The sequence below is a fragment of the Paraburkholderia sp. MM5384-R2 genome, from assembly GCF_014201025.1.
In the GTDB taxonomy this organism is placed as follows: domain Bacteria; phylum Pseudomonadota; class Gammaproteobacteria; order Burkholderiales; family Burkholderiaceae; genus Paraburkholderia; species Paraburkholderia tuberum.
This window is the reverse complement of sequence record NZ_JACHDI010000004.1, coordinates 135,776-156,264: the sequence shown is the minus strand read 5'-3', so window position 1 is coordinate 156,264 and position 20,489 is coordinate 135,776. Positions and strand designations below refer to the sequence as shown.

Sequence of the window (20,489 nt, the reverse complement as noted above, 5' to 3'; positions counted from 1 at the left end):
CGAAGGCGCTATCGAGTCGTCGAATACGTCAGAGCGTCGGGCCATCACGCCGCGCAGTCGCGGCATCATGCCCAAGGAAAGCGGCGAACAATACGAAATCACGTTCTGGGATTCGATCAAGGACAGCAACTACCCATCCGATTACGAGGCTTATCTGAAGGCCTATCCGAATGGCCGCTTCGCCACACTCGCGCATGCGCGTATCGATCGATTGCGCGCGGCGGCATCGACTCCCGCGGTGAGTGCCGCGCCGGCTGCACCGCCAGCCGCGCCCGCGACGCAGAGCGGTCACGTCGCGCCACCCAGGCCGCCTGCCCAGGTCATGCATCCCGCGACGCAAGCCAGCGCAGCCGCGCCGCCACCGCGCCCCGCTGCCGCGCCATCGCCGACGCCGCCCGCCACGGCCGCCGCGGCGCCATTCGCCGAAAAGACCGTCGCCCATCCACCGACGGCCGGTGAAATCCGCGACTGCGCGGCCTGTCCGGTCATGGTCGCGGTGCCCGCCGGCTCGTTCGCAATGGGCAGCAATACCGACGATCCGTCGGAAAAGCCCGTGCATCACGTGAGCATTGGCGCGCCCTTCGCGATCGGTAAATTCCCCGTGACGGTCGAGCAATGGAATGCGTGCGTCGCCGCCGGCGCCTGCCAGAAGCTGACGCCGGAGAGCAATAGCATCAAGACCGCACCGGCGCGTGATCTCAGTTGGGACGACGCGCAGCAGTACGTCAAGTGGCTCGCCAAAACGACCGGCAAACCGTACCGTCTGCCGACCGAAGCCGAATGGGAATACGCGGACCGCGCCGGCACCACGACCACGTACTGGTGGGGCGAGCAGATGCGCAAGGGCAACGCCAATTGCAAGGACTGCGGCGACCCGTGGCACAAGGAAGGCCCGGAAAACGTCGGCACGTTCGCCGCGAATCCGCTGGGTCTGTACGACATGAACGGCGGCGTCTGGGAGTGGACCGCCGACTGCTGGCACAACACCTACCAGGGCGCGCCCGTCGATGGCCACGCGTGGGACTCGCCCGGCTGCGAGATGCGCGCGATTCGCGGCGGCTCATGGCGCGAAGGCGGCGACTACATGCTCAGCGCGACGCGCTTCAAATACAGCGCGGGCGTGCGCCAATCGCAGAACGGTTTTCGCGTCGTCAAGGATCTGCACTAAAAGCCGTGTCGATTGGCTCCCTGACGGATCACCGCGTCGCGGGTTTGGTCGTAATCGGGGCGAAGTCCGCCAACAGGCGATCCTGCCCGTATTGACCGCCAATCTGCTTGAGCCGGGTCTCGAGCGCGCGCAGATAATCGGCGCGCGCTTCGCTTTCCGGGCGCAGCTTGTCGAACAGCGGCACCGGCGTCACCATCAGCACCACCATTTCCGAGCCGAACGGCTTCGATATGGTCCAATCGCCCGCATTGCTGCCGATCGTGTACGGACCGCCGTTCGCCTGCATCTGATTGTCCGGCCACAGACGACTGGGCACCATGTGCACGACGTGGCCGTCTAGCTGGTAGTAGTCGACGGTCGCAAAGGAATCGAACGGCGGCGCTTTCAGGTCGACCACCAGCGAGTCGTTCTCGGTCAGAAAGCCGCTTGGCGGACGCATCTGCAGCGACGCCACGCGCCCCGCCTGCCAGTTGCGCACCAGAAACGGCGCGAGCGTTTTGACGAAGTCGCACTTATCGTCGGCGAGCGGCCGCACGTCTAGCGAAACCGTATCGACGCCAGGCAGCGCCGCCAACGTCTCCTTCAGATGCGCGGCACCGTATCGCTGCGACAGGAAACCGCGTACCGTCAGTGCGTGGTCCTGCACCGCGCCCGATAAAGCCGAACAGGGCACCTGGGCAAGCGTGGGCGTGATCGCGGCGAGCGTCAACGCGGGCTTCGGTGCGGGCGCGACAGCGGACGCCCCAGCCGCCCGATCGACCTGATCGCTCTGCGATCCCGCCGCCTCGGTTTGTGCGGCTTGCTGCCGGCCGGACCCCGAGCGAAAAGCGAACACGCCCACGGTGACCGCGCACACGGCGGCGAGGCCTGCGAGCCCGACCCACGCGAGCGTCCCGGACTTCTCCGCGCGCGCTTCATTGTCGAACTCGGCGATAAAGCGCACGACGCTCGGTATACGCGTATTGCGATCGAACGACAACGCGGCACGCAACGCGCGCCACTGTCGCGCATCGAGATTCGCCGGACGCTGCGGCTTGAAATCGGCGTTGCGCGCCTGCGTGGCCGACAGGCGATCGAACGGATGATGTCCCGTCAGCAGCTCGTACGTGATGCAGCCAAGCGCGTAGATATCGTCGCGCGGGTCCGGCTCGCGATGCTCGATCATCTCCGGGCTCGCATACGCCGGCGTCAACGCGCCGAGACTGCCGGGATCGAACACCGTCGCGTCGCTCTCCTCTTCAGGCCGCTGGAATACGCGCGCGATGCCGAAGTCGATCACTTTCACTTCGGCATTCGTGGTCAAAAACACGTTCGCGGGTTTGAAATCGCAATGGACGAAGCCGCGCTCATGCGCGTATGCGAGCGCCGCGCACATGCCGCGCACGATCGGCAGCGCGGCCCGCACCGGCATGCCCTGATAGCCCGGCGTGCGCAGCAGTTGGCTCAAGGGTTTGCCGCTCAGGTACTCCATCGTCAGATAGACGATCGGCCCGTCGCGGTCGAAGTCGTAGACGGTGATGATGTTGCGATGCGCGAGTACCTGCGCCTTGCGCGCCTCGCGCTGCAGCGCGACCAGCGAATTCGGATTGCCGCGAAACTGGACGTTCAGCACCTTGATCGCGAGATAGGGCTTGCGATCCGACGCTTCGAGCTTGCGCAGATCGAGCGCCTTGTACACGGTGCCCATGCCGCCCACGCCGAGGCACTCCTCGAGCACGAAGCGGTTGTTCAGGGTATCGCCGATGCCTTTGATGGTCTCGTGCGCGGCGCTGCCGGCAGTACTCGCGGCGCCCGCACTGCCAGCGCTCGACGACCGCAGCGACGGTAGATCGACCGTGGTCTGGATGCCGGTTTCCTCGCCACCCGCCGCGACGTTCGAAACCCGCAGCAACTCGATGCGCCGCCGCACTTCCAGGTAGAGATCGTCGGGCAACGGCGACCGATGATGCGCGGCGTACAGCGTCTCCAGCAGCCGCGTCGGGCCGAGTTGCTCGGTCGCCAACGCGCTGTCGATCTGCGCGACGAACTCGTCACGCGATAGCTCGCCGCTCTGGAAGTCGAGAATCACACGCGCAAGGCTAGCCATTTGTGCGAAGCACCGCCGTTGCCGCTGGACCGTGTCGCATGCGACCGACGCCACGCGGGTCGATAGAAAACCTGTCGTATCCAGTTACATGTGCCGTTTCGATACTAGCTCCCGGTCCGCGCTTTCGCAAACCAGGCAAACCAGGCATGAGCCGCGCGCCGCGCCGCGTGCTGGCTCGCGCAATGTCGTGCGCCATCCAACAGGGTCCGCCGCAATGTCGGACCGTGGCCACCGCTCCGAGCGCGTCAGCGTGCTTCGAGCTGACCGGCACGATGGTCCCTCCACGCGCAAAACCCTTATACGACAGGGCTTCGCCGATTTCCTCAGGATCCTTGATTAATACTGGCACAGCCTGTGCATTAGTGATGTCCGAGCAAACGAATTGCTCGAAACCACTCGCAACACTGCGAAAACTTCTTTCAGGAGACTCACCATGAAAACGCTGATGATCAAAGACCTGTCCGTCACCGAACAACTCGACAGCAAAGCCATGCAAGCCGTACGCGGCGGCTTCGGCCCGAGCAAGTACTACAGCTTCGCCCCGGTCTATGCGCCGACCAGCGTCAAGAACAGCACCACCACGCAAGTGATCAGTAACGAACTGAACTTCCAGAACGCCAACGGCAACGATGTTGCGTTCGCCACCGGCATCACGTCGGACTTCTCGCCGTATATCAATTCGAGCAACAGCAACCACTAACAGTGCGTGGTGCGGCGAGGCGCCCGCAGCCGCGGGCCGCTTCGCCGCGAGCCATTCATGTCCGCTTTCCGTACGTCTTTGGAGAAACGCCATGTCATCCCTCATGATTCGCGATCTGTCCGGCACGCGCGAACTCGACCGCCGGGCCATGTCCGGGATCGCCGGCGGCACCGGCAGCAACGTGCCCATGCCCTCGGGCCTTGGTGGTCTCGGCAGCCTTGCCGGCATCGCCAACGTCAACGTCAACGTCAACGTCACTCAGAATCTGGCTCAGCAGCAAATCGTCAACGTCGCAGCGCTCAATGACATCGGTTCGATCGGCCCAGGCGTCGTGCTGCCGCTGAAGCTGAGAGTCGACCCTATCCTGTCGGGCGCCAATTACTCCGCCGTGTAAGCCGGGGCAGCAGCGGGGGACTGGGGGTTCCTTCACTGCCGCGGCAACACTACGGCCATGCGCGCCGCGAATGGATTTCCTATACTGATAGTGCGTTGAGACCTCAGCACAACGAATGACACGCCGAACACATTCCGAGCACGGCGGCCGACACCCGAACGGGTCTGGCCGCCGGAGCGTTTTTCTGGAGCCATCATGGCCAAGCTGAGCATCAAGGATCTGACCGAAAGCGTCGAACTGGACCGCGAGGCGATGGCCGCGATCGTCGGCGGCGCCCGTGTCGGCGCGCGCTCGAGTCTCGCCGCGCCGCTGGTGCCGGCCGCGATGCGAGTCGTCGAGTACCCGCCGGGCTTTCCGGCCGCGCATCTGCGTATCGCGGAAGCAGCCTCGCCGCGTAGACGCCAGCGCCGCTAGCATTCCTCGCCGGGGCGTTTCACCATCACGGCACGCGCATATGGCGCGTGCCGTTTCTGTTTGCGCTTGCGATTGAGTGTTGGACGCCTGAGTTCGCCACGCGCGACGCTGCGCTGCGCCCCAACCATTCGCACGTGAGTCGTGGGACGCGCGCAAACACATCGACGCGCAATCGCGATCGTGTTCAGTGCGATTCAACGCGGCTATCGCGCGGATCCTTGCCAGGCTTCGCATCGCGGCCCCCGCTCCATGTTGCGGCGCACGTTCCCTCACATTGGCATAGGCCTTGCAGAAATCGATGCGGGCGCCGCACTGTGCTCGCCTTTCCACGTCAAGGAGAAATGCCATGAAAGCCACTGTGATCATCAAAGACCTGCCGCCCGGCGCGGGCGAGCCATCCGACGAGAAAACGCTGACCGCCGAACAGATGAAGACGCTGCGCGGCGGCCGCTCGGTAGTCGTCAAGGTGGACGGCGGCGGCACGGGTACCGTCGACGATTGGGACATCAACACCGCGATCTTCGAAGGCCGCATCACCGGAACCTATCTATAGGACGCGCGACGTGTCCGCAATTGGAAAAACGGCACCCGGCTCAGGTTTGAGCGCGACGGGTGCCGTTTCAATTGGCTCGAGAATCCCCGCACGCGCCGCGCGCCGTCCCGATGATCTGATTAAAGGATCGACCTTGGGCACAAGGTTTGCTCCCTGGGGATTACCCTGCGGCCTTGTGGCCAACGTAGATAAAGCAGGTCTCTCAACCAGGCGGAGGTCATAACATGCTAGGAACCATTCTTCTAATCGTGCTGATTCTGCTGCTGATCGGCGCATTTCCAGCGTGGCCGCACAGCCGATCGTGGGGCTATGGTCCGACCGGTGGACTCGGCATCGTACTGATCGTGGTGATCGTTCTGCTGGTTGCCGGTGTGATATAGACCACGCGTAGTGGACTGGAACATGAGGCGGGCCGCCGTCTATCCGCGCGATGTCGCGTGCCGGTAGTTGGCGGCTTCGCTTTTTCGTCGTTGCCGGAGCACTCGATGGAAAGTTACTGGCCAATCAGGTCGCGCTGGTTACCGGCGCAAGTTCGGGAATCGGCTATGGCATCGATATCGTGGTCGCGAATGCCAAGCTACAGAAGGACGGCAAATTCGCCGACATGACGCTCGACGATTGGCAGCACGTACTGTCGACGAATCTGACGGGCCAGTTTCTGACCTGCCCGGCCACGGTAAAGGTATTCCGCCGACGCGGGCCGACGAGTCGATTCCATACGGTCGGGTCGGCGCCGTGGAAGATATCGGCAACGCGGCCGTATGTCCCTGGGCTTTTCGAACAATGGCTAAAGCCCAATACGCGGACCATCGGCGTTGCCGTCGTTCGATTGCTCGAATAGATCGACATCTTCGAGCCAGGCACGCTGCCTGCTGAAACTCCTGCGTATTCGAACTTCAATACGAAAGGAGATGACATCATGCCTTACCTACTTGGCTGGCTGCTCGGCGTTCCAGTGATCGTACTGATCATCCTGTACCTCATTTTCCATTGATATCGCGCGGTACAGACGATAAGGATGACGTTGTTCCCGCGGCGGCGGTATGCGGATCGTTTCATGGTCAGCGTACCGCCGCCATCAGCGTGCCCATCCCTACCAGCAAGCTCCCCCATCAGATGGTTCACGATGCGCAGCCGGGTCGGCCGCTGTAGAACCGTACGCAGACGGTGCGGGAAGATTGCCGCCGATGCGACGCCCAACGCGAATATCAGCGCAAAAGTACTGCCCAGCAAAAGGTACTGATGATTGGCCGATCAATGCGCTTCATTCGACGAGGTACTGATGAACTGTGGAAAGAAAGAACAGTCCGCCCAGCACCAGAACGGAACCCAGAATTTTTTTCAGCAGCGTGGTCATCGTTTTTGTCTCGACAGGTTGAGTTAAACAAGGAGTCCGCGCGTCGACGTGAGCCGATGCACGCGGACGGCCTGCTCATTTGCATCGATCACGAATGCGCGTAGATGGAACCGAGGCCGACGATGTTGGAGCCGTCGTACCCGCGATCCGCCGCCGCATGCTTGATCGTCATGTGCGAGCCCGAAGCGGAACTGCCGTTCGCGACGCCACCGTAGGCGGCCGCGTCATGGCCCGCGCTGATGCGCGCCTCGGCCGCTTCGATGTTCTGCGGGTATTGCGTGTTGTCGCTGGCCGGGTTGTAGCCGGCCTTTTCCAACTGGACCAGTTCCGCGCGGACTTCGGCACGTGTGAGCCCCTGTTGCGGCTGCGATTGCGCGAACGAAACGACGGGAACGGCAACGAGTGCGGCGACGATCAGCGATTGAACGAGTTTCATGAGTCTTCTCCGGGTATCAAACCATCAGGGATAAGGATTGAGCGGGACGCGAAGCCATCTACGCAGATACACTGTGACGTCCCGCCTGATTCACGCAACGTTGTGAATCAACCTTGCGTGAAGACATTAGAACGCTCCAACGTATCTGCAATGTTTTCGTCACCCCCCATTTCTGCAAGCGTGTTTGTCTGCGTATCCCGTTGATACATTGCGATACAAAAACCCACTTCCGAACCTGCCGAGCAGGGCCGGCGTCGCATGCGTCGTGCGGGTTGCAGGTGTGTTGCAAATAGCCCGCTCATGAAAAAACCCCAGCAGCCGTACGTTCGACTGCTGGGGTTCCATCCAGAAGAAGCCGGCGCGCGCCGGCTCCATCAAAGGCGGGTGACGTCGAGAATCGCATCCGCAAAGACTTTCGGCGCTTCCTGCGGCAAGTTATGGCCGATGCCGCCGCTGATATTGCGGTGCTGATACTTGCCGGTAAACTTCTTCGCGTATGCTGCGGGCTCGGGATGCGCGGCGCCGTTCGCATCGCCTTCGAGTGTGATGGTCGGCACCGCGATCGTCGGTCCGGAGGCGAGGCGCTTTTCGAGTTCGTCGTATTGCGGCTCGCCCTGCGCGAGTCCCAGACGCCAGCGATAGTTGTGAATCACCACGGCAACATGGTCCGGGTTATTGAACGATTCGGCGGAGCGCTCGAACGTGGCGTCGTCGAAATTCCATTTCGGCGAGGCGGTATGCCAGATCAGCTTGTTGAAGTCATGACGGTTCGCTTCATAGCCCGCGCGGCCGCGCTCCGTGGCGAAATAGAACTGATACCACCACGCGAGCTCGGCCTTCGGCGGCAACGGCGCGCGGTTCGCGTCCTGGCTGCCGATCAGATAGCCGCTCACCGATACCATCGCCTTCACGCGTTGCGGCCACAGCGCGGCGACGATGTTCACCGTGCGCGCCCCCCAGTCGAAGCCGCCGAGCACGGCCTTGTCGATTTTCAGCGCGTCCATCAGGTTGATGATGTCGACCGCGACCACCGCCTGTTGACCGTTGCGCGGCGTATCCGCCGACAGAAAACGCGTGCCGCCGTAGCCGCGCAGGTAAGGCACGATCACGCGATAACCGGCCGCCGTCAGCAACGGCGTCACTTCGGCGAAGCTGTAGATATCGTAAGGCCAGCCATGCAGCAGAATGACCACCGGTCCGTTCTGCGGGCCCGCTTCCGCGTAGCTGACGTTCAGCGTGCCCGCATTGATCGAGCGAATGTTCCCGAACGACGCCACGCGCGCGCCCGCTTTCGCATTGCCGGCCGCGTCGGCCGATTGCGCATCCGCGAGCCCGCTCAGTCCCAATTCGAGCAGGCTGATACCGGCAACCGCCGTTCCGAGAAAGCGGCGGCGGCGACTATTGATCTGATCCGACATGATTGTTCTCCTTCAAGCAAAGGCTTTGATACGGAATTGATCGGGTCCGCTCGCGCGCGATATCGCACAGCCGCATGCGAGCACCGTGCAGGCAGAGCAGAGTTCAATGGCAATCTGAAACGAATCGAACGAGACGGGTAGAGCGAATCTGAAACCGGAGATGCCTTGACGACTGAACCACTGGCTTACCGCTGTCGCGACGCTTGAGATGGATAGTGACAGCGCAGGCCTTCATCAGCAAGAGCAACTAAGTTCACATATCGTTGCCTTGTGGGCAACACACTAACCGCAATCGACAAATCACATGCGCGAGATCAACCAGCAACGCCTTCGCTACTTCAACGAGGTGCTCACGCACGGCACCATCCGCGGCGCCGCCGAAAGCATCAATACGTCACCCTCCGTGATCACGCGGCAGATCAAGCTGCTCGAGGACGAACTCGGCGCGGTGCTGTTCGAGCGGCAGTCGCGCGGAGTCAGGCCGACCGAAGCGGCCACGCATCTGCTCGAATTCTGGCGCGGCTACCGTTCGCAGCAGGAGAAGCTCGAAGATCAGTTGCATGCGTTGAAAGGCCTGCAGCGAGGGCAGATCCGGCTCGCGGTCAGCGAAGGCTTCGTCGATACGCTGGTCGACGATGTGCTCGCGCCATTCTGCGTCCAATATCCAGAACTCGAAATCGGCCTCGATATGCTCGCGGTCGACGCGATCCAGGAAGAAGTCGCCGAAAGTCGTGCGCATATCGGGCTTGCGTACAATCCGCCGCCTCATGCGCGCCTCGAGCATCGCGCGAGTTCGCCGCAGCCGGTCGTGTTGTTGCTAAGAAGCGACCATCCGCTCGCGAAGCGCAAGCGACCCGCGACGCTCGACGACCTGCGCGCGTGGCCGCTCGCGTTGATGCCACCCACCTTTGGGATCGGTCATGTCGTCAAGATGACGGAACTCGCCGAAAACGTGTCGATTCCCGCGACGCTGACCACCAACTCACTGAGCGCATTGAAGCGCTTCGTCACGGTCGACAACTTCATGACGCTGATCGGCGAATTCGCTGCCTACCGCGAAATCGCGAGCGGCGAATTGACGACGATACCGATCGCGCATCCGCTGTTTTCCGGCGCGCAGGCGCGTGTGCTCGTCAAGACCGGCCGTCCGCTCGCACCGGGACCTCTCGAATTGCTGCGCTGGATCGAGGAGCGTATGCCGATGTTCTCCACGTCCAGCGCAAATAGCGTCGCAGCCGCGACGGGAACCGCTGTGCGTAAGCGCAGGGCGCGCTGAGCCAGCGTTCGGCTACCGCCGCCTCGGCCCCCGCGCGCATCGGTTGCTCAACCGATTTGTGTCGCCATGTATCCGCGCCATACGCAGACACACTACATTGCAAGCGCGCCCGGTCCCCGACATAAACCAGATACGTGCGGGCGTTCCAATACGGCCATCCCAGCCAACGGAACGCCCATCATGCACAGTACTCTCGAAACTCCGCTCGCCCTGCTCGCCGGGCTGCTGACGATTGCCTCTCCCTGCGTGCTGCCGGTGATGCCGATCCTGCTCGGCACTTCCGTCGAACGACCGAGCTGCACGCGGCCACTGTTCATCGTCGCCGGCTTCATTCTGACTTTCGCGTCTTTCGCGCTGCTATTGGGCGCGGTGTCGAGCACCGTGCACGTCGCGCAACAGGTACTGCGCAATACCGGCATTGCGTTGCTCGCACTGTCCGGGCTTCTGCGTATCTGGCCGCGACCTTACGACTGGCTCGTCGCGCAACTGCAAGGGCCGTTCGAGCGCATCGGCGCGGCCATTGCGCCAGGTACGCAACCCGGCAGCGGCAACGCGGGCGGCTTCGTGCTCGGCATGTCGCTCGGCGCGGTATGGACGCCCTGCGCCGGCCCCGTGCTCGCGTCGATTCTGGTGCTCGTCGTGAAGGCTCAGGATCTCGGTTGGTCGGCTCTGCTGCTCACGCTGTATGCGATCGGCGCGGCGATTCCGATGCTCGCGATCATCTACGGCGGCCATTTCGTGACGCGTCATGTACGTGTGGTCTCACGTCACGCGGAGCGCCTGCAACAGGTATTCGGCGTACTGGTGATGCTGACCGCCCTCGCCATCTATTTTCAGTACGACGTGCTGCTGTACGCGCGGCTCGCCGGTCTTTTCCCCTCACTCAAAGGACTTTGACATGACTACCCGCTTGAAAACCTTCGCACTGTCCACCGCGTTTGCCGCCTGCGCGTTAATCGCGACGAGTACGGTCGCCATCGCCGCGCCGCAGGAAAGCGGCTCGCCCGCACCCGAGCTCACAGGCATCACGCAATGGCTCAACAGCGAGCCGCTCAAATTGCAGCAGTTGCGCGGCAAAGTGGTACTCGTCGACTTCTGGACCTATAGCTGCATCAATTGCGCCAACACGCTGCCTTACGTAAAAAGCTGGAACCAGAAGTACAAGGATCAGGGGCTCACGGTGATCGGCGTGCATACGCCGGAATATCCGTTCGAACGCGACACCGGCAACGTGAAGACCGCGCTGAAACGGCTCGGTATCAGCTATCCGGTTGCGCAGGACAACCAGTACGCCACCTGGAATGCCTATAACAACCAGTACTGGCCCGCGTTCTATCTGATCGACAAGCAAGGTCATATCGTCTACACGCACTTTGGAGAAGGCGACTATGCGCAGACCGAAGCCAGGATTCAGGCGCTGCTCGCGCAGAAGAATTGACGAAGCGCTTGCTGACTCGTAGAACGGGAAAGCCCGCTGCACCCACGCGATCGGGTGCAGCGGGCCTTCGTTTTTGGCGGACGACTAAAAGAGGTAATTGGCGAAAAGGCCGTACGTAATCTGACTCGTCTTTTCGGTGATGGGGCTGTCGGTCGCGTCGCCGCGCAGCCACGCGAACGACACGCTCGCGCCAACGTTCCAACGCGTTGCGATCCGGTAAACCCCGTTGACTGAGAAGCGCAACTGGTTCAAACCGGAACTGGCCGAGTAGGTCGGCAATCCCGAGCGAGCGCTCTGCTCGGAATTCACGCCAAAATAGGTTTCGTTGTACTTGTCGCTTCCCCACGTCAGGCCCGGGCCTGCGCTGAGCGTCAGTTGCGCAATGGGTTGATAGCGTCCCAACAGATCGAAAGTCGCGACGGTGCCGCGATCGTTGCCGGCAATATCGGTCAAAACGCTCGCGCGCGCCGTGACGAACTCCCACGTATAAACACCGAACAGCTCCGCGTGCGCGGTGCGTTTGACATCGCCGAGTCCGTGCAGCCGCGAGTCGTCGGACTCGCTGCGCGGTTCGATGAAATCGTAGGTCAACGCCGCGCCGACGCGCCAGTTACTATCACGATACAGATATGCGCCCAGCGATAGCGCCGAGCCCGCGTCTGGATTCGCGCCGATAAAGAAGCGGTCGTAATTCACGCTCACCGACGGCACCACTTCCCATTTCGTGCCACTCGCGCCCGGAAATTTCGGCATGTTCACGACCCCTGCGCCAACCGCAAAGCGCCACGGGCTCGCGCCCGCGCCAGGCGCCTGCGTCACTTCCGGCGCGCCGATGGAGAACAGGCTTTCCGACAAACCGAGCGTATCGTCGGCCATCGCGGTGACGGCAAACAGCGACAAGCCAGCCCCCGCCAGCACCTTGAGCATACGCGGCTTTGACACATCGATCATTTCTGTTTCTCCGTGAAAAAATTGAAAAAGACTGAATGCGATTTTTCCGATCCCGGCATTCATGGAGTGGCGGCGAAATTGTGAAATAGTTGAGTTTCTAATTGCAGCGGCGTTAAAAGAATGACCGATCGCCTCGCTCGATAATCGCGATGATAGAAAATACGTTTGTAATAGCCGATGCATCCGCTTTATTGGGACGTTTGTTTGGCCCATCCCCCCAAGCAGGGTAGGGAATCGCGCCTTATTTCGGGGGACTCACTTACAGAATACGTGGCGTGAGCATAGCCCGTTCTTTTCGCCCGTCGCAAGCATATTTTTCTAATTACATGCTGCAACCGCGTAATCGAGTAATAGATGCAATTTCGATGCTTGTATCAAGCGAAGCGGAATTTGCCATCCTCGTTCGTAGGCGATAATCTGTGCGGGCTTGACTTTCGCGTCGCCAGGTGTGAAATGTAGTCAGATGGCGGCTTTCGATGCACGGTGATCTACGTTACGGGTGAGCTATGCCTTCAGGAAAGTACATCGGCGATAAAACAGTCAGTCCGTCGTTTTCATGTCTTTGTGACAAGTCTCAAGCGCAGTATGCCAACCGCCGTATCAGTGCCGATCTGTCGCGGCGCGGCTTCGTCACCGGTCTCGCCGCTTCGATGCTGAGCCTGGTTCTGCCCGGTCTTGGCAATGCTCAAACCACCCAACCGCCAGCACCGCCGGACAAGCCGGTGCTGTTCACGAACTTCCGCTTGTTCGATGGCAAATCGTCGACGTTGCGTGACGGCCTCTATATGGTTGTCGACGGTGACAGCATCAGCCAGTTGGGTCGGGGTCAACCGGCTTCGATCGACGGCAAAACGCTCGTCGATTGCGGTGGCAAGGTGATGATGCCCGGCATGATCGACATGCACTGGCACGCGCTGCTCGCGGCAGTGCCGATTCAGGTCATCCTTCAATCCGACATTGCATTCGTCCATCTTGCGGCAAGCGCTGAAGCCGAACGTACGCTACTGCGCGGCTTCACAACGATACGCGACGCGGGCGGCCCGTCATTCGCGCTGAAGCAGGCAATTGATAGCGGCATGATTTCCGGGCCGCGAATCTACCCGTCCGGCGCGATGATCACGACCACCGGCGGTCACGGCGATTTTCGTGCGCTGAGCGATCTGCCGCGCGCCGGCAACCAGGTCACCCAACTGGAACGGGACGGTGGCTTCGCGATCGCCGACAGCGAAGACGAAATCCGCTTGCGGGTGCGCGAGCAGTTCATTCAGGGCGCGACGCAGATCAAGCTGGTCGGAGCCGGTGGGGTATCGACGCCGCGCAGCCCGCTCGACATGCTCACGTTTACCGAAAAACAGTTGCGCGCGGCCGTCGAAACAGCGGCCGACTGGGGCACCTATATTCTCTCGCATGCGTACACGTCCGAAGCGGTTCAGCGCTCCGTTGCGGCAGGCGTGCAGTGCATCGAGCACGGTCATCTGATGGACGACAGGACCGCGGCGTTGATGGCGAAGAACGGCACGTGGTTGAGCACGCAGCCGTTCGTCAACGAAGACGACGCGGGTCCGCTCGCCCCACCGATCCGCGAAAAATTTCTTCAGGTGATCGCGGGCACCGACAGGGTTTTCAAACTCGCGCGCAAGCATGGCATCAAGGTCGCGTTCGGCACGGACCTGATCTTTTCGCAGGCCGTGGCCGCGCGGCAGGGCACGATGCTCACGCATATGAAGGCGTGGTATGGCGCAGCCGAAGCATTGGGCATCGCAACGGGCACCAATGGCCAGCTACTCGCGCTGTCCGGGCACCGCAATCCGTACCCGCGCAAGCTCGGTGTACTCGAGGAAGGTGCGTACGCCGATCTGCTGCTCGTCGACGGCAATCCGCTCGAGAATCTCGACCTGATCGCGAAGCCGGAGCAGAACCTGCGCATCGTGATGAAGGATGGAAAGTTCTACAAGAACACGCTGAAAGCGTAATCAACAATACAGGCGGGCGCGCAACCTGGCGCGCCCGCATTCGCTACACCGTCACACTATTTAGCCGTGCCCCTGCAGACGGATGTCGCGCGACGATGCGCCGACGTACACCGAGCTGCCCGGCACATAGAGCCAACGGTTGCTCGTCATATCCCACACGCTCTGCATGCGCTGCGTCACGACAACGTGCACACGACGCGATTCGCCCGGGTTCAGACCCACCTTGTCCCAGCCGACGAGACGCCGCGGCGGTTCACCCTGATACGGCACGCCGAGGTACACCTGCGGCACTTCCGCACCGGCGACGCGACCATCGTTACGCACGTTGAACGACACGTCGATCAGGCCGCCCGGCAGATGCTGAACCGACAGACCCGAGTACGCGAAGTGCGTGTACGACAGGCCATAGCCAAACTCGAACATCGGCGTGATGTTCTGCGAGTCGTACCAGCGATAGCCCATATCGAGCTTCTCGGCGTACACCGGGTTCGCCGCAAACGCGCCATTCGTGCCCCACGTCGGCGTATCCTGGTCGCGCACCGGGAACGTGACGGGCAGCTTGCCGGAAGGATTGACCTTGCCGAACAGCACGTTCGCAATCGCATTGCCGCCGCCTTCGCCCGGATACCATGCTTCGATGATCGCCGACACGCTATCCTTCCACGGCATCAGCACCGGGTTGCCGCTTTCGACGACGACGATCGTGTGCGGATTGGCCGCCGCAACCGCTTCGACGAGTGCATCCTGGTTGGTCGGATTCGCGAGGCCCAGGCTCGGCAGATCGCCGATATCCTCACCGGCCGGCTGCGCGACCACGACGATCGCGACGTCGGAGTTGGCCGCCAGCGTGGCCGCCTGGGTGATCTGCTGCTGCGTGTAGGCGGCAAACGGCGACTGCTGATCGCTGTTGCCGGCGAAGGTCACGGTGGCCTGCGGCGCGAGCGCCTTGATCGCCGACACGATCGGCGTGTTCAGCTTCAACCACGGATTGGTCCACCAGCTGCAGCCCGTCTCCGTGCCGAACGTCAAGCCGCCGCAACCGGCGAACGCGCCCGTCACCGGATCGCGCGTGTTGCCTGAACCGCCGCCCGTCAGCACCGCCGCGTCGGCATGGCCGCCGATCACCGCGATACGCGACAGCGAACCAGCGGCGAGCGGCAACTGATTGCTGGCGTTCTTCAGCAGTACCATCGACTGCTCTTCGACCGACTGCGTGAAGGCTCTCGCGGCCGAGAAGTCGATGGTCGCGCCACCCTTCGGCGGATCGTCCATCACGCCCGTGCGGATCATCACATACAGCTTGCGCTCGACCATGTCGTCGAGGCGCGCGGTCGACACCGAGCCGTTCGCGATCGCCTGTTTGACCAGCGTGGGCGTCAGATAGACGGTCGAACCGACGTCTTCCTCCTCGTCGAGACCCGCATTGATCGCCGGTGCCGTGCTATGCGTCGCGCCCCAGTCCGACTGCACCTGACCTTCGAAGTGCCAGTCGTTCTTCAGCACGTCGTTGAGAATATGCGAGTTCTCGCAGGCCTGGATGCCGTTGACCTCGTTGTAGCTGCACATCACGCTGCCGGGCTGCGCGCGGCGCGCGGCGATTTCGAACGGCAGCAGATAGAGCTCGCGCATCGTGCGCTCGTCGATCTGGCTATTGCCGCCGCCGCGGTTATGTTCCTGCTCGTTGCCCATGTAGTGCTTGATCGTCGCGATGACCTTCTGGCTTTGCGTGCCGTCGGTGCGCTCGGCGAGCATCTCGCCGGCAAGCACCGGATCTTCGCCGAGATACTCGAAGAGCCGGCCACCGCGTGGCTCACGCGCGAGGTTGGTGCCACCGCCGAGCCCCATGCCGAAGCCCTGCTGACGCAACTGGATCGCGATCTGCTTGCCGAAGTTCCACGACAGCGCGCGGTCCCAGCTCGCCGCTACCGCGAGCGTCGCCGGGAAGGTCGTCGATGGCTGGTTGGTGCTGCCCGAACCCGTGGCCGAGTCGACCATGTTCAGGTCGGGAATGCCGAGACGCGGCACGCCCTGAATGTAGCCCGCGCCGCCGCCCGGCACGGCGGACATCGCGTACTGCGAGTGAATGAACTGCAGCTTTTCGTCGATCGTCATCTTGTTGACGAGCGTTTGCGCGCGCCGATGCGCCGCGGCCGACGCGAACGCGTTCAGCACCGTCGACATGGGCGCGAAGTCGAGACCAGGAGTGGGTATTTCCGCGTGCGCAGCGGCGCTCACGGCCGCCGCTATCGCGACGGCCGGCCATAGTTTCTTCTGCATAGGTGTCTCTCCGAAATTGTGCTTTTCTGGGGCAACGGAGCGCGTCGGGGGATGGAAAACGGACGCGAAAACAGGCATGCAGCGATGACTGCAAACGTTTGCCTGTGGGCAGAAGAATCGACGCAACTGGATGGGCTGTAGCGACTCTTCGTGGTGAGTAATGTAAGAATGTAGTCTGACTACAGCATCGGTATTTATACCAATACGTGTAATTTTATGCGTAATGGGGCGTAAGGCTTTTCCGACACAGGCTAATTGAAAGTTAGCGAATCAAAGCGAATAAAGAGTCGGCAATTTTGTGCGAGTTTTTATTCAAATTGGTGAGTGGGCATTTGCGCATTGACAACAAAAATGCCGCCGTCTAGTTTACTGGACACCGCATCCCTTAAACTGGATTACATGGACATCAACGCCCAGATCGCGCGCCGGATCAAAGAACTGCGCGACGCTCAAAATTGGTCGCTCGATGCACTGGCCGAGCGCAGCAAAGTCAGCCGCTCGAATATCTCGCTGATCGAGCGCGCTCAGAGCAGCCCTACCGCGACCGTGCTCGACAAACTCGCGACCGCGTTGAACGTGCCGCTCGCGTCGCTATTCGAGCAGGATGGCGCGGGGGCTGCCGAGCCATCGCCGGTCAGTCGCGCGACCGAGCAGGCGGTGTGGACCGATCCGAGCTCGGGGTATGTGCGACGTCATCTGTCGCCGACCGCGCGCTCGGCGATCCAGTTGGTCGAGGTCAACTTTCCCGCCGGTCAGCGCGTCAGTTACGAAACCGGCGCGCGCGACGCGGACATTCATCAACAGGTGTGGATGCTCGACGGGTCGATGGAAATCACGGTCGGCGACACTAGCTGGCGGCTCAAGACCGGCGACTGCCTGGCAATGCGGCTCGACAGCCCGATCGTGTTCCGTAACCCCACTCGCAAAGGCGCGCGCTATCTCGTCGCGCTGACCACATCGCCAGTCAACGAACGGAGAAACGGATGAGCGATAACGTGACCATACGGCGCGTGGGCGCGAACGAAGCTTCGGCCCGCGTCGAAGCGCTCGCCGACGTGCTGATCGACTGCGTGGAAGGCGGAGCATCGGTCAGCTTCATGCTGCCGATCTCGCGTAACACGGCGCTCGCGTTCTGGCGCAACGTCGTGGAGAGCGTCGCGCGTGGCGAGCGCGTATTGCTGATCGCCGAAGATCACAGCGGCGATATCGTGGGCACCGTGCAGCTGATTACCGCGCAACCCGAAAATCAACCACATCGCGCCGACGTCGCGAAGATGCTCGTGCACAGAAAAGCACGCCGGCGCGGCGTCGCGCACGCTCTGATGAGCGAACTCGATCGCATCGCGCGGGAAGAGAAGAAATCGGTTCTCGTGCTCGACACCGTAACCGGCGGCGATGCCGAACGGCTTTATCAGCGCGCCGGCTGGCTACGCGTCGGCAGCGTGCCGAATTACGCGCTGATGCCCGACGGGGCGTTGTGCGCGACGACGTTCTATTGCAAACAGCTTTGACTGCGCAGGCCGTCCGCTCCGTGCAAGTATTTGAAAATTTCAACTACTTGCCTATAATGCCTGCACTGCGTATGACGGTCGACAGCGGAGCAATTTCTTGTACTCGGACTTCCTGACTTTCAGGCTCGACCTGACCAGCGCGTTGCTGATCAACCGCGCGAACCTGGTCTACCGCGAGCGCTGGGATCTCGACGTGCGTGCGTTGCGCGTGCTGCGCCTCGTCTGCGCGGAGCCCGACATCACGCCCAAATCCGTTTCACAGCGCGCGCTGATCGAAAAAACGCTGCTTTCCAAAGTCCTCGCCGAGCTTGAAACGCGCGGCCTGATCACGCGCAACATGCATGCGTCGGACCGCCGCAGTATCGCGTTGCGTGCCACGGCGCACGGCCTCGAAGTCGCGCAGGCGTCCGAAGCGGTGGGCACCGAACTCGAGGTCGAGCTCGCGAAGGCGCTCAGCCAGAACGAACGTAAGACGCTCGAACGTCTGCTCGGCAAGCTTTCACACAGCCTGCTCGAAAGCGAGTCCGCAAGCGCGCCGCCTGCGCAATCCTGACGGACGGTTCGCATTCCGCCGCCTTCCTTCCCTGGCGTTCATGGCAACAAGGAGCCCTCCATGTCGAAGCTGATCGAAACGATGTCGAGCGCGATCGACGCGCTGCTGCCTGAACTCGAAGCGATCTACAAAGACCTGCACGCGCACCCCGAACTGTCGATGCAGGAGGTGCGCACCGCGGGCATCGTCGCGGACTACGTGGAAAAGCTCGGTTACGAGGTGACGCGCAACGTCGGCGTGACGGGCGTCGTTGCGTTGCTGCGCAACGGCGACGGTCCCACCGTGATGCTGCGCGCCGACATGGACGCGTTGCCGATGGCCGAAGCGACCGGCCTGCCCTATGCGAGCACGGTGAGGGCGAAAGACGAAGACGGGCTCGAAGTCGGCGTCGCGCATTCATGCGGCCACGACATGCACGTCACGTGGCTGCTCGGCGTCGCGCGTCTGATGGCAGGGCATCGCGACGCATGGCGCGGCACGCTGATGGCCGTGTTCCAGCCCGGTGAGGAAGTCGGCCGCGGCGCGCGCAGCATGCTCGACGACGGCATGACCGCGCGCTTTCCGAAGCCCGACGTGATTCTCGGCCAGCACGTGATGGTCGGCGCGGCGGGCTCGGTCGGCTATCGCAGCGGCACGATCCTGTCGGCCGGCGACAGCATCAAGATCAAGCTGTTCGGGCGCGGCGCGCACGGCTCGCAGCCGCAGACGTCGATCGATCCCGTGATCATGGCAGCGTCGACGACCTTGCGTCTGCAAACCATCGTGTCGCGCGAAATCGCGCCGAGCGACAGCGCCGTGCTGACCATCGGTTCGCTGCAAGCCGGCACGAAAGAGAACATCATCCCCGACGACGCGACGCTAAAGCTCAACATGCGCACTTACGACGATGACGTGCGCGAGTACATGCTCGGCGCGATCCGCCGCATCTGCTGCGCCGAATGCGTGGCGTCGAACGCGCCGCGCGAGCCAGAATTCACGACACTATCGAGCTACCCGCTGACGATCAACGACGCGGCCACGACCGAGCGTGTGCGCAACGCGTTCGAGGCGCAGTTCGGCGAGCGCGCGTACGAATCGCCGCCGGCCGCCGCAAGCGAAGACTTCAGCGTGTTCGGCCGCGAATGGAACGTGCCGTACTCGTTCTGGTTCGTCGGCGGCACCGAGCCCGAAGTGTTCCGCCAGGCGCTCGCCGCGAAAAAACTCAACGAAATTCCGAGCAATCACTCGCCGAAATTCGCACCTGTGCTCGACCCGACCCTGCGCACGGGCCTCGAAGCCATGCTGTGCGCGGCCGGTGCCTGGCTCGATCAACACGAAACCACTCAGTGAATTCACACGCCGTCTATACCATTCTCGACCTGATCGGCACCTTCGTGTTCGCGATCAGCGGCGCGGTGGCCGCGCGTCAACGACGGCTCGACCTGCTCGGCATCGTCGTGATCGCCTTCATGGTCGCGTGCGGCGGCGGCATCGTGCGCGACCTGTGCATCGGCGCGATCCCGCCTGCGGGGCTGTCGAACTGGCGCTATCTGGCGACCGCGCTCGCCGCGTCGGCCGTGACGATTCTCGCGTATCCGCAGGTGCGCCGGCTGCGTCAGCCGGTGCTGTTCTTCGATGCGATCGGGCTCGGTCTGTTCGCGGTGTCGGGCGCGCAGAAAGCGCTCACGTATGGCCACAATGCCGAACTCGCGATTCTGCTCGGCATCGTCAGCGCGGTCGGTGGCGGCGTGATGCGCGACGTCGTGCTCTCGCGCGTACCCGCGATTCTCGAACGCGAGATCTATGCGTCGGCCGCGCTGTTAGGCGCGGCGGTGCAAGTCGGTTTTTCGTACGCGGGCTGGACGCACTGGTGGACGCCGTGGTTCGCGACATTGGCTTGCGTGTTGGCGCGGCTCGCGTCGCTGCGCTATGGCTGGCGGCTGCCGATCTTCCAGGGCAGACGCACGGCCGAGACACGCGACAACTCATAACGAGCCCTTCGCGC

Annotated in this window: 20 protein-coding genes and 2 pseudogenes; 16 read left to right on the top strand and 6 right to left on the bottom strand. The window is 62.4% G+C overall.

Features of this window, described 5'->3' with window-relative positions:
* Positions 1–67 precede the first annotated feature (67 nt).
* Positions 68–1,168 carry a formylglycine-generating enzyme family protein gene (locus HDG37_RS40275; RefSeq protein ID WP_409260048.1) on the top strand — a complete coding sequence of 367 codons (1,101 nt, stop codon included), beginning with the start codon at positions 68–70 and terminating at the stop codon, positions 1,166–1,168.
* A gap of 28 nt (positions 1,169–1,196) precedes the next feature.
* Here the strand turns inward: HDG37_RS40275 and HDG37_RS09085 are convergent, their stop codons facing one another.
* Positions 1,197–3,254 (bottom strand): serine/threonine protein kinase, encoded by a 2,058-nt coding sequence (locus HDG37_RS09085; RefSeq protein ID WP_184046246.1) that lies wholly within the window; start codon positions 3,252–3,254, stop codon positions 1,197–1,199.
* Positions 3,255–3,687: 433 nt separating this feature from the next.
* Between HDG37_RS09085 and HDG37_RS09080 the strand changes: the two genes are divergently transcribed.
* The 6 genes and pseudogenes from HDG37_RS09080 to HDG37_RS09055 all read left to right on the top strand — a co-directional run.
* Positions 3,688–3,954 carry a hypothetical protein gene (locus HDG37_RS09080; RefSeq protein ID WP_018423726.1) on the top strand — a complete coding sequence of 89 codons (267 nt, stop codon included), beginning with the start codon at positions 3,688–3,690 and terminating at the stop codon, positions 3,952–3,954.
* A 91-nt stretch (positions 3,955–4,045) separates the two neighbouring features.
* Entirely contained in the window at positions 4,046–4,348 is a 303-nt protein-coding gene (locus HDG37_RS09075; protein WP_184046244.1) for a hypothetical protein, read from the top strand.
* A gap of 195 nt (positions 4,349–4,543) precedes the next feature.
* A complete protein-coding gene (locus HDG37_RS09070; RefSeq protein ID WP_184005151.1) occupies positions 4,544–4,762 on the top strand; it encodes a hypothetical protein in 219 nt (72 codons plus the stop codon).
* Positions 4,763–5,108: 346 nt separating this feature from the next.
* A complete protein-coding gene (locus tag HDG37_RS09065) occupies positions 5,109–5,315 on the top strand; it encodes a hypothetical protein (protein ID WP_184046242.1) in 207 nt (68 codons plus the stop codon).
* 224 nt (positions 5,316–5,539) lie between these two features.
* Positions 5,540–5,695, top strand: a complete 156-nt coding sequence (locus tag HDG37_RS09060) for a DUF3309 family protein (protein ID WP_018423731.1) — start codon at positions 5,540–5,542, stop codon at positions 5,693–5,695.
* Between the two features lie 50 nt (positions 5,696–5,745).
* Positions 5,746–6,042 (top strand): annotated as a pseudogene (locus tag HDG37_RS09055) (SDR family NAD(P)-dependent oxidoreductase); the annotation flags it as partial.
* 334 nt (positions 6,043–6,376) lie between these two features.
* On the opposite strand, the pseudogene HDG37_RS39135 reads toward HDG37_RS09055, so the two are convergent.
* The 3 genes and pseudogenes from HDG37_RS39135 to HDG37_RS09045 form a co-directional block, all read right to left on the bottom strand.
* Positions 6,377–6,617, bottom strand: a pseudogene (locus HDG37_RS39135) (LysE family translocator); the annotation flags it as partial.
* Between the two features lie 143 nt (positions 6,618–6,760).
* Positions 6,761–7,108 (bottom strand): DUF4148 domain-containing protein, encoded by a 348-nt coding sequence (locus HDG37_RS09050; RefSeq protein WP_184046240.1) that lies wholly within the window; start codon positions 7,106–7,108, stop codon positions 6,761–6,763.
* Positions 7,109–7,482: 374 nt separating this feature from the next.
* Positions 7,483–8,526: an alpha/beta fold hydrolase gene (locus tag HDG37_RS09045; protein ID WP_184046238.1), complete on the bottom strand. Its 1,044-nt coding sequence runs from the start codon at positions 8,524–8,526 to the stop codon at positions 7,483–7,485.
* A gap of 304 nt (positions 8,527–8,830) precedes the next feature.
* On the opposite strand from HDG37_RS09045, the gene HDG37_RS09040 reads away from it, so the two are divergent.
* The 3 genes from HDG37_RS09040 (at position 8,831) to HDG37_RS09030 (ending at position 11,240) form a co-directional block, all read left to right on the top strand.
* Positions 8,831–9,802, top strand: a complete 972-nt coding sequence (locus HDG37_RS09040; protein ID WP_184046236.1) for a LysR family transcriptional regulator — start codon at positions 8,831–8,833, stop codon at positions 9,800–9,802.
* A gap of 180 nt (positions 9,803–9,982) precedes the next feature.
* Positions 9,983–10,699, top strand: coding sequence for a cytochrome c biogenesis CcdA family protein (locus HDG37_RS09035; RefSeq protein WP_184046234.1), 717 nt, complete (start codon positions 9,983–9,985; stop codon positions 10,697–10,699).
* Position 10,700: 1 nt separating this feature from the next.
* A complete protein-coding gene (locus HDG37_RS09030) occupies positions 10,701–11,240 on the top strand; it encodes a thioredoxin family protein (RefSeq protein WP_018423742.1) in 540 nt (179 codons plus the stop codon).
* A gap of 84 nt (positions 11,241–11,324) precedes the next feature.
* Here HDG37_RS09030 and HDG37_RS09025 read toward each other — a convergent pair whose 3' ends face one another.
* Positions 11,325–12,191, bottom strand: a complete 867-nt coding sequence (locus HDG37_RS09025; protein WP_184046232.1) for a MipA/OmpV family protein — start codon at positions 12,189–12,191, stop codon at positions 11,325–11,327.
* Positions 12,192–12,841: 650 nt separating this feature from the next.
* Here HDG37_RS09025 and HDG37_RS09020 point away from each other — a divergent pair.
* On the top strand, positions 12,842–14,164 hold the full coding sequence (locus HDG37_RS09020) for an amidohydrolase family protein (protein WP_184046728.1): 1,323 nt from the start codon (positions 12,842–12,844) through the stop codon (positions 14,162–14,164).
* Between the two features lie 60 nt (positions 14,165–14,224).
* On the opposite strand, the gene HDG37_RS09015 is transcribed toward HDG37_RS09020, so the two are convergent.
* Positions 14,225–16,441 (bottom strand): beta-glucosidase, encoded by a 2,217-nt coding sequence (locus tag HDG37_RS09015; protein WP_184046230.1) that lies wholly within the window; start codon positions 16,439–16,441, stop codon positions 14,225–14,227.
* Positions 16,442–16,840: 399 nt separating this feature from the next.
* On the opposite strand from HDG37_RS09015, the gene HDG37_RS09010 reads away from it, so the two are divergent.
* From HDG37_RS09010 to HDG37_RS08990, 5 genes are all read left to right on the top strand, one after another.
* On the top strand, positions 16,841–17,428 hold the full coding sequence (locus HDG37_RS09010) for a helix-turn-helix domain-containing protein (RefSeq protein ID WP_184046228.1): 588 nt from the start codon (positions 16,841–16,843) through the stop codon (positions 17,426–17,428).
* Entirely contained in the window at positions 17,425–17,952 is a 528-nt protein-coding gene (locus HDG37_RS09005) for a GNAT family N-acetyltransferase (protein WP_184046226.1), read from the top strand. Before HDG37_RS09010 ends, HDG37_RS09005 begins: the two co-directional genes overlap by 4 nt.
* 97 nt (positions 17,953–18,049) lie before the next feature.
* Positions 18,050–18,505 carry a MarR family winged helix-turn-helix transcriptional regulator gene (locus HDG37_RS09000; protein ID WP_184046224.1) on the top strand — a complete coding sequence of 152 codons (456 nt, stop codon included), beginning with the start codon at positions 18,050–18,052 and terminating at the stop codon, positions 18,503–18,505.
* 60 nt (positions 18,506–18,565) lie between these two features.
* Complete coding sequence (locus tag HDG37_RS08995; protein ID WP_184046222.1) at positions 18,566–19,834, top strand: M20 family metallopeptidase; 1,269 nt, start codon at positions 18,566–18,568, stop codon at positions 19,832–19,834.
* The gene (locus HDG37_RS08990; RefSeq protein ID WP_184046220.1) at positions 19,831–20,475 is read left to right on the top strand and encodes a trimeric intracellular cation channel family protein; all 645 of its coding nucleotides are present in this window, start codon (positions 19,831–19,833) and stop codon (positions 20,473–20,475) included. Before HDG37_RS08995 ends, HDG37_RS08990 begins: the two co-directional genes overlap by 4 nt.
* The last annotated feature ends 14 nt before the right edge of the window (positions 20,476–20,489 follow it).

Bases quoted from the DNA above. Each gene is read 5' to 3' on its own strand.
- HDG37_RS40275 (WP_409260048.1), top strand. From the start codon at position 68: ATGCCCAAGGAAAGCGGCGAACAATACGAAATCACGTTCTGGGATTCG.
- HDG37_RS09085 (WP_184046246.1), bottom strand. From the start codon at position 3,254: ATGGCTAGCCTTGCGCGTGTGATTCTCGACTTCCAGAGCGGCGAGCTA.
- HDG37_RS09080 (WP_018423726.1), top strand. From the start codon at position 3,688: ATGAAAACGCTGATGATCAAAGACCTGTCCGTCACCGAACAACTCGAC.
- HDG37_RS09075 (WP_184046244.1), top strand. From the start codon at position 4,046: ATGTCATCCCTCATGATTCGCGATCTGTCCGGCACGCGCGAACTCGAC.
- HDG37_RS09070 (WP_184005151.1), top strand. From the start codon at position 4,544: ATGGCCAAGCTGAGCATCAAGGATCTGACCGAAAGCGTCGAACTGGAC.
- HDG37_RS09065 (WP_184046242.1), top strand. From the start codon at position 5,109: ATGAAAGCCACTGTGATCATCAAAGACCTGCCGCCCGGCGCGGGCGAG.
- HDG37_RS09060 (WP_018423731.1), top strand. From the start codon at position 5,540: ATGCTAGGAACCATTCTTCTAATCGTGCTGATTCTGCTGCTGATCGGC.
- HDG37_RS09050 (WP_184046240.1), bottom strand. From the start codon at position 7,108: ATGAAACTCGTTCAATCGCTGATCGTCGCCGCACTCGTTGCCGTTCCC.
- HDG37_RS09045 (WP_184046238.1), bottom strand. From the start codon at position 8,526: ATGTCGGATCAGATCAATAGTCGCCGCCGCCGCTTTCTCGGAACGGCG.
- HDG37_RS09040 (WP_184046236.1), top strand. From the start codon at position 8,831: ATGCGCGAGATCAACCAGCAACGCCTTCGCTACTTCAACGAGGTGCTC.
- HDG37_RS09035 (WP_184046234.1), top strand. From the start codon at position 9,983: ATGCACAGTACTCTCGAAACTCCGCTCGCCCTGCTCGCCGGGCTGCTG.
- HDG37_RS09030 (WP_018423742.1), top strand. From the start codon at position 10,701: ATGACTACCCGCTTGAAAACCTTCGCACTGTCCACCGCGTTTGCCGCC.
- HDG37_RS09025 (WP_184046232.1), bottom strand. From the start codon at position 12,191: ATGATCGATGTGTCAAAGCCGCGTATGCTCAAGGTGCTGGCGGGGGCT.
- HDG37_RS09020 (WP_184046728.1), top strand. From the start codon at position 12,842: ATGCTGAGCCTGGTTCTGCCCGGTCTTGGCAATGCTCAAACCACCCAA.
- HDG37_RS09015 (WP_184046230.1), bottom strand. From the start codon at position 16,441: ATGCAGAAGAAACTATGGCCGGCCGTCGCGATAGCGGCGGCCGTGAGC.
- HDG37_RS09010 (WP_184046228.1), top strand. From the start codon at position 16,841: ATGGACATCAACGCCCAGATCGCGCGCCGGATCAAAGAACTGCGCGAC.
- HDG37_RS09005 (WP_184046226.1), top strand. From the start codon at position 17,425: ATGAGCGATAACGTGACCATACGGCGCGTGGGCGCGAACGAAGCTTCG.
- HDG37_RS08995 (WP_184046222.1), top strand. From the start codon at position 18,566: ATGTCGAAGCTGATCGAAACGATGTCGAGCGCGATCGACGCGCTGCTG.